General features: G+C 68.9%; 5 protein-coding genes and 1 pseudogene. 3 read left to right on the forward strand and 3 right to left on the reverse strand.

Going from position 1 to position 6644, the window contains the following annotated elements:
* The first annotated feature begins 478 nt into the window (after window positions 1-478).
* Window positions 479-1630, forward strand: a complete 1152-nt coding sequence (locus ACH4RC_RS37930; protein ID WP_398208963.1) for an SDR family oxidoreductase — start codon at window positions 479-481, stop codon at window positions 1628-1630.
* A gap of 12 nt (window positions 1631-1642) precedes the next feature.
* Here ACH4RC_RS37930 and ACH4RC_RS37935 read toward each other — a convergent pair whose 3' ends face one another.
* A complete protein-coding gene (locus ACH4RC_RS37935) occupies window positions 1643-3877 on the reverse strand; it encodes an MMPL family transporter (protein ID WP_398208947.1) in 2235 nt (744 codons plus the stop codon).
* A gap of 259 nt (window positions 3878-4136) precedes the next feature.
* On the opposite strand from ACH4RC_RS37935, the gene ACH4RC_RS37940 reads away from it, so the two are divergent.
* Both ACH4RC_RS37940 and ACH4RC_RS37945 read left to right on the forward strand, forming a co-directional pair.
* Window positions 4137-4406, forward strand: coding sequence for an acyl carrier protein (locus ACH4RC_RS37940; protein ID WP_398208949.1), 270 nt, complete (start codon window positions 4137-4139; stop codon window positions 4404-4406).
* Window positions 4407-4411: 5 nt separating this feature from the next.
* Window positions 4412-5626, forward strand: a complete 1215-nt coding sequence (locus ACH4RC_RS37945) for a beta-ketoacyl-[acyl-carrier-protein] synthase family protein (RefSeq protein WP_398208950.1) — start codon at window positions 4412-4414, stop codon at window positions 5624-5626.
* 144 nt (window positions 5627-5770) lie between these two features.
* On the opposite strand, the pseudogene ACH4RC_RS37950 reads toward ACH4RC_RS37945, so the two are convergent.
* Together ACH4RC_RS37950 and ACH4RC_RS37955 are read right to left on the reverse strand one after the other, a co-directional pair.
* Window positions 5771-5976, reverse strand: a pseudogene (locus tag ACH4RC_RS37950) (thioredoxin-disulfide reductase); the annotation flags it as partial.
* A gap of 31 nt (window positions 5977-6007) precedes the next feature.
* Window positions 6008-6644: IS3 family transposase (locus ACH4RC_RS37955; RefSeq protein WP_398208952.1), on the reverse strand; the 637-nt coding region annotated here is incomplete at its 5' end.

Genomic DNA, 6644 nt, shown 5'->3' on the forward strand with positions numbered 1-6644 from the left:
TGTGGCTCTCCTCCCGGGGCGGACGGCGCAGTGCGGGCGAGCAGTGCGCGTCCTTTCGCTCTATCCGCAGTGGGCGTCATGCCGGCTCCGAGAAGAGGCTGCCAGTTCTGCGAGGGCCGGTGCACTGCCCGCGTACGCCAGGGAGGCGAGGGGAGAGCGAAGGAACGTATCCGTCGGGTGTGGCCCGCATAGGCGCGGTCCGTCAGGCCCGTAGGAAGTGGCACGCTCGTCACCGCGATTGCTGCGGGACGCAAGACGGGCTCGGTCCTGAGCGGTGCTGCGCCACCCGGGTGGAGATACGGATGAGGCCACCCGACGCACCGAGCAGGGGCTGGGGCAGCCGGAGTCGGCTGTCATAGTCCCGTGCCATGATGCTTGACAGACACTTGGCCCCCGCCCCCGCCCCCGCCCCCGCCCCCGCCCCCGCCCCCGTCGACGTTTTGCGTGTCATCACGATGCCGACGCCGGCTGCGTGCCGATGATCGTGATGACGGGGGCCACAGGTTTCGTCGGGGCGCACCTGATGGCCGAACTCCTGCGCGCGGGCGACGAGTCGGTCACTCTCCTCGTTGCGCATGACCCGGCCACCACCGTGGACCGGTTGACTGCCGCCGTGGCCGGCACGGGCGCGCAGGTACCCAGGGAAGAGATCGCCGCACGTGTGCGGCCCGTTCTCGTCCGGTTGCAGGCTCCGGCTCTCGGCCTCGAGCCCGCGATGTTCCGGGCGATCGCAGAGGAAGCCGACCAGATCTGGCACTGTGCTGCGTATACCGACGCGTTCGGTGATCGCGGGCGCCTGGACGAGGTCAACGTGACCGGGACCACGCGCGTGCTGGAACTTGCCGCGCACGCACGGCCGCGCACTGCGGTCTGTCACATGAGTACGGCCTTCGTAGCTGGTGGCCGCCGGGGCGGCGTGGTGCGGGAGGACGAACTGTCCGGCGCCGCCGAATTTATGACGCCGTACGAGGAGTCCAAGTACCGGGCCGAACGTCTCGTACATGACTGGTCCTCGCGGCACGGGCGGGCCGTGACCGTCTTCCGGCCGAGCCTGCTCGTGACAGACCGTCCCTGGCAGGAGGGCACTGCGGCGCACTGGCAGGCGGTGCTCGCCAAACGTGTCGAGATGCTCACTCGGTTGGGCCCTCAGATCATGAGAAGTGTGGGATTCACCAGGCCGGACAGTACTGCCTTCACTCTCGTACTGCCGGGAGAGCCGGGGGCTCGTGCCAATGTTCTGCAGGCAGCCTGGGCGGCTCGCGCCATGTGGATCGCCGCTGCCTGTCCTCATCCGGCCCAAGCAGTGCGCACGCTGCACGTGACCCATCCCGACGAGATCTCTGTGCAGGAGCTGGCGCAAGCGGCGGTATGCGATGTCGACTGGCTCGACGTGCGCATCGGTACTGAGGCCGGTGACGGTGAGGCAATGGCGCCCGATGAGTTCCTCGCTACCTTCCTTGCCTATCTGGCACCGCACTTGCACACCACTCGCTGCTACGACGGCTCCGGGTTGAGACAGGCCATCGGGCCCCTCGCGCCGCCCGCACCTGTCACTGCGGACTACCTGCGCCGGGGCATGGGACGCCCGGTCGCGAACGGCCTCTCGAGACGACGACCTGTCGGCCGGTGACCCTTCACCGGCTCACCGGCCCGCCATGGTCGTGGCGGCCCGGGAGGCTGGGCGGGTGAGTTTGGTGTGCATGCGGCTCATCCGTGCGGGGGCCCACCAGTTCGCCCGGCCCATCAGGCACATGGAGGCGGGGACGAGCAGGGTGCGGACGAGTGTGGCGTCGATGAGGACGCCGACGGTCAGCCCGAAGCCGAGGATCTTGAGCAGGGTGATGCCCGAGGTCGCCAGCCCCGCCATCGCGGCGGCGACGGCCACAGCGGCCACGGTGACAAGGCGGCCGGTGTGGGAGATGCCGCTCTCCACGGCCAGGCGGTTGTCACCGTGGCGGCGGTGCTCCTCTTGGATGCGGGCCAGGAGGAAGGTCTCGTAGTCCATGGACAGGCCGAAGGCGATGCAGAACAGCAGGAGCAGGATGCACGGGTCGATGCTTCCGGTCACGGCGAAGTTTCCCAGGAGCCCGTTCAGTTGCCCGTCCTGGAAGGCCCAGGTGACCGCTCCGAAACAGGCGGACATGCTCAGGGCCGCCACGGCGATGGCCTTCAGCGGCAGGAACACGCTGCCCGTGAAGACGAAGAGCAGCAGGGCCGTGCTGACGACCGTGATGATCGCGGCAGGGAGCAAACCGTCCTTGAGGACGGTGCGGGTGTCGAGGAAGCGCGCGGCGTCCCCGCCGACGAGGACCGGGGCCGGTGTGGAGAGGGTGCGGGCGGCGCGCACTGCGGCATCGGCCGGCGCGGTGCCGGGCGCCCAGGGCAACTGTGCGTTCATCCAGGTGCCGACGGGCCGGCCGAGGGCCGGGTCTCCGGGGCTGATGGGGCGGCCGGCCTGGTAGCGGGCGTGCGGTGTGGTGATGGTGGCGGTCGGCTGCGCCCGGGACCAGGAGCGGGCGTAGTGTTCCCAGAGTTTGTGCCGGCTCCGGTAGGAGTTGCCGGGGATGGTGACGCTCATGATGCTGCCGTGGGCCGCCGGGATGGTGGCGCGCAGGCGCTGGGCGACTGAATGCGCTTCCGCGCCGGCGGGCAGGATGCGCTCGTCGACGGGGCCGAGGTGCAGGTGTGTGACGGGAAAAAGGATTGCCGTCAGTGTCAGCAGTGCGGCGCTGCCCCACAGGGCGGGGTGCCGAGTGACGGTGCGCGCTGTGGTGCGCCAGAACGTGCCTGGGCGCCAGGGGTCGTGCGGCTGGGTGCGTCTGTTCCGGCCCTTCTGAGGCCCGGTGATGCGGTGTCCGAGGAGGGTCAGCAGGGGTGGCAGGAGCAGGCAGCTGACCCCGGCCGCGCACAGGGCGACCACAAGGCCTGCGCAGGCCATGGACCGCAGGAACGGGATGGGGAAGCACAGCAGAGCTGCCATGGTGGCCGCGATGGTGACCGAGGAGAAGGCGGCGGCCCGTCCCGCGGTGCGGATCGCCGTGCGGATGGCCCGGGAGGTCGTCTCACCGACGGCGATCTCGTGGCGGTAACGGGTGGTGATGAACAGGCAGTAGTCGACGGTCAGTCCGAAACCCAGAGCTGCCGTCAGGTTGGTGGAGAACACCGACAGCGGCGTCAACGCCGCGAGGGGCCGCAGCAGCGCCAGGGTGACGATGACGGTGACGCCCGCCACGATCAGGGGGAGCATCGCGGCGACGGCCGAACGGAAGACGATGACGAGTACGAGCAGTACGACGGGGGCACTGAGGAGCTCCGCGGTGATCAGGTCGTGTTCGCTGTCGTCGGTCGCCTGCACGCTGGTCCATGCCGGGCCCGCCGCGCCGACAGAGATGCCGGGATGTGGACGGGTGAGGTCAGGGACCACTTCCCGAGCGGTGGCCGCGCGTCTGTTCTCCGAGCCGCGGAGCTGCGCTGTGATCACCGCGTGGCGGCCGTCGGCGGAGCGCATGCCGGGGTCTTTGCGCTGCCAGTAGGAGTGCACGGCCAGCACGCCGGGGTGTCGGCGCAGGCGGTCGTGCAGGGCCTGGCCTGTTGTGGCGAGGGCCGGCTGGTCCACGGATCCGGGTGTGGTGACGAGGAAGCTCAGGTCCGGCGGGCCGTCTTTCGAACGGGTGCGGACAAACGTGTCGGCCTTCGCCGAGGCGGTTGCGGTGGCGTCGAAGCCTCCGCTGTTCAGCTGATGCCACGTGCCCGCCGCCAGCAGAGCACAGATGCCTGTGACGATCGCTGCGGCTGCCAGTGCGGCGTAGGCCCGGGCCCGGGGGCTGCGAGGGGGCGCACCGGGCGCCCGGTTGGTGGGGGGCGCGTGGGTGGTCACGTTCTGCTCCTGCGGTCGGTGCCCGGGCCAGGTGATCGCGAGCACGGTGCGTCATATGGCTGATATAGGGATGAATTATGACCTTTAATCAATGACACGGCTGTGCGGTCAGCCCCGCGCCGACACACCGCGTTGATACTCGGAGCTATTCCTGAGCGTGTCCCGCAAGCACAGCTGGAACAGCCACCGCCCCGCCCCGAACTCAGGCCCGTCCCACGAGCGCCCGTCCCACGAGTTTCTCCCCAAGGAGCCAGCACCAATGCCGACCGCTATGTACGACGTGCTCGTCACCAAACTCACCACGGATCTGGGGATAGAAGAGAAGGACATCCGCCCGGACGCCACCTTCGCCGACCTGGAAATCGATTCCCTGGCCGCGCTCGAACTCGGCGTCATCCTCGAGGAGGACCTGGGGATCAAATTCGATCTGGATGAACTCAGGAGACAGGACATGACCCTGGAGCAGTTCGCCGGCCACGTGGACGGCCTGGTGGCGGGCCGCCGGCCGCAGGCCGCGGAAACGAGCTGAGGGCCATGGATGCCGCCGTCACGGGGCTGGGCCTCCTCACCCCCGCCGGCCTGGGCGTGGACGCAACGTGGCAAGGACTGTGCGACGGCCGGCCAACGGCTCGTCAGCATCCGGTCCTGGAGGGCCTCCCGGTCGACTTCTGCTGTCGCCTGCCCGGCTTCGACGCGGTGCCGGCCCTGGGGCGCCGCCTCTCCTGTCGCCTGGATCTGTTCACCGAAATGGCCCTCGTCGCCACCCTGGAAGCACTTCAGGACGCGGGACTCGACCCCGCCGTCTGGGACGGGGCCCGGGTCGGCGTCGTGATCGGCAACGGCAGCGGCGGCAATGTCGGCCTGGAACAGGAGTACGGCAAACTGCAGGAAGGCCGCATCCGCGCCATTTCACCGCTGACCATCCCCCGTTCCGTACCGAACATGGTCGCCGGGGAGATCGCTATCGCCGTCAAAGCCCTGGGGCCGAACCTGGTCACCGCCACCGCCTGCGCCTCAGGAGCCACCGCTCTGGGTGTCGCGCGGGACCTGTTGCGCCTGGACCGCTGCGACATCGTCATCGCCGGCGGCAGCGAGAGCGTCTGCTCCCGCATCGCCAGCGCAGGCTTCAGCCAGGCGTGCGCCCTGTCGACACGGACACACGATCCGGCCGGCGCCTCCCGTCCCTTCGACACCGACCGCGACGGCTTCGTCCTGGGTGAGGGGGCCGGCATCCTGATCCTGGAAAAGCCCGAACATGCACGGGCCCGCGGCGCTCAGGCCCGCGGTTACCTGTCCGGCTACGGGAGTACCGCCGACGGTTTCCACCCCACCGCTCCCGACCCCAGCGGCGCCGGAGTCAGGCGCGCCACCGCCATGGCGCTGGCCGACGCAGGTCTGAGCACCTCGGACATCGAGCACGTGAACGCCCACGGCACCTCCACCCAGAAGAACGACCTCGCCGAAGCCCTCGTACTGCAGAAACTCTTTCCCTCGCCGCCCCCCGTGACCGCCATCAAGAGCGTGATCGGACACGGCGTCGGGGCAGCGGGAGCGATCGAGGCGGCGGTGACGGTACTGACGCTGCAGCACCAGCTCATCCCGCCCACTGCCAACCTCGACCAGATGGATCCGCAGATCGACCTGGACATCGTCACCAAGACGCCCCGCCCCCACACGATGCAAGCCGCCCTCTCGAACTCCTTCGCCTTCGGCGGACAGAACGCGGTCCTGGCCTTCAGAGCCCCCTGAAAAGCTTCATGTCGATGTTGAGCACCTGGAGACTGGGACGTGCCGTTCCAGCGGGAGCAGTGCCAGGGGGAAGCAAGAGCAACCACGACAGACGGTGAGCGGGCTTTCTCTCATCCGCTCTATCGCGATGATGTCGACGCGACTCTCATCGGCCACCACGCCCCTTCTCGGTATCGGCTGCACATGCGCCGTCGAGCGGCGGTGGACGACGGTCACGGACTTCGCGAAGCGGGTCAGGAAGGTGGTTCTTCCATGCCTGGCAGGCCGACTTTGCGGTAGCCGGAGCGGGTCGCGATGATCACCGTCTTCGCGCGGTGGACGGTGCCCGCGGAGCCAGTGAGCTGCTTGATGAGGTTCAACCTCGGGAGTGGACACCGGGTTTCATGCGACGAGTGACAGCATAGGCGACAAGGACAGTTGTTGTTCGAACTCGGCTGGTGTGAGGTAGCCGAGGGCGGAGTGACGGCGACGCCGGTTGTAGTGGGCGAGCCAGCGGAACAGCTCCAGCCGTGTCTGAGCCTTCGAGCCGAGGCGTCGCCCGTGGAGCAACTCGCGCTTCAGGCCCTGGAAGAACGATTCGGCCAGGGCATTGTCAAAGCTCGACCCGACGCGCCCCATGCTGCGGCGGATGCCGTGCCGACGGCAGAGCTCGACGAAGGCCCGGCTGAATGCGCCTTGCGCTCCGCGGTCGCTGTGGTGGATGAGGCCGGAGTCCTTCTTGATTCTCCGTCTCCTCAAGGCCATCTCCAGTGCGTCCAGCGGGAGTTCGGTCCGCATGTGGTGCGCGACCTGCCAGCCGAGGATCACCCGGGAGAACACGTCCAGGACGAATGCCACGTACGCCCAGCCCGACCAGGTGCGGACATCGGTCATGTCGGCGACCCAGAGCTGGTCCGGGCGCGAGGCCGTGAAGTCCTGGTCGGCCAGGTCCGGCGGCCGGGGTGCGGCCGCTTCCGGGACCGTGGTGCGGCGTCGTTGGCCGCGGATGACGCCCTCGATGCTGAGCTCGGCCATCAGC

The organism is Streptomyces sp. NPDC016845, assembly GCF_044332585.1.
GTDB lineage: Bacteria > Actinomycetota > Actinomycetes > Streptomycetales > Streptomycetaceae > Streptomyces.

Bases quoted from the DNA above. Each gene is read 5' to 3' on its own strand.
- ACH4RC_RS37930 (WP_398208963.1), top strand. From the start codon at position 479: ATGATCGTGATGACGGGGGCCACAGGTTTCGTCGGGGCGCACCTGATG.
- ACH4RC_RS37940 (WP_398208949.1), top strand. From the start codon at position 4,137: ATGCCGACCGCTATGTACGACGTGCTCGTCACCAAACTCACCACGGAT.
- ACH4RC_RS37945 (WP_398208950.1), top strand. From the start codon at position 4,412: ATGGATGCCGCCGTCACGGGGCTGGGCCTCCTCACCCCCGCCGGCCTG.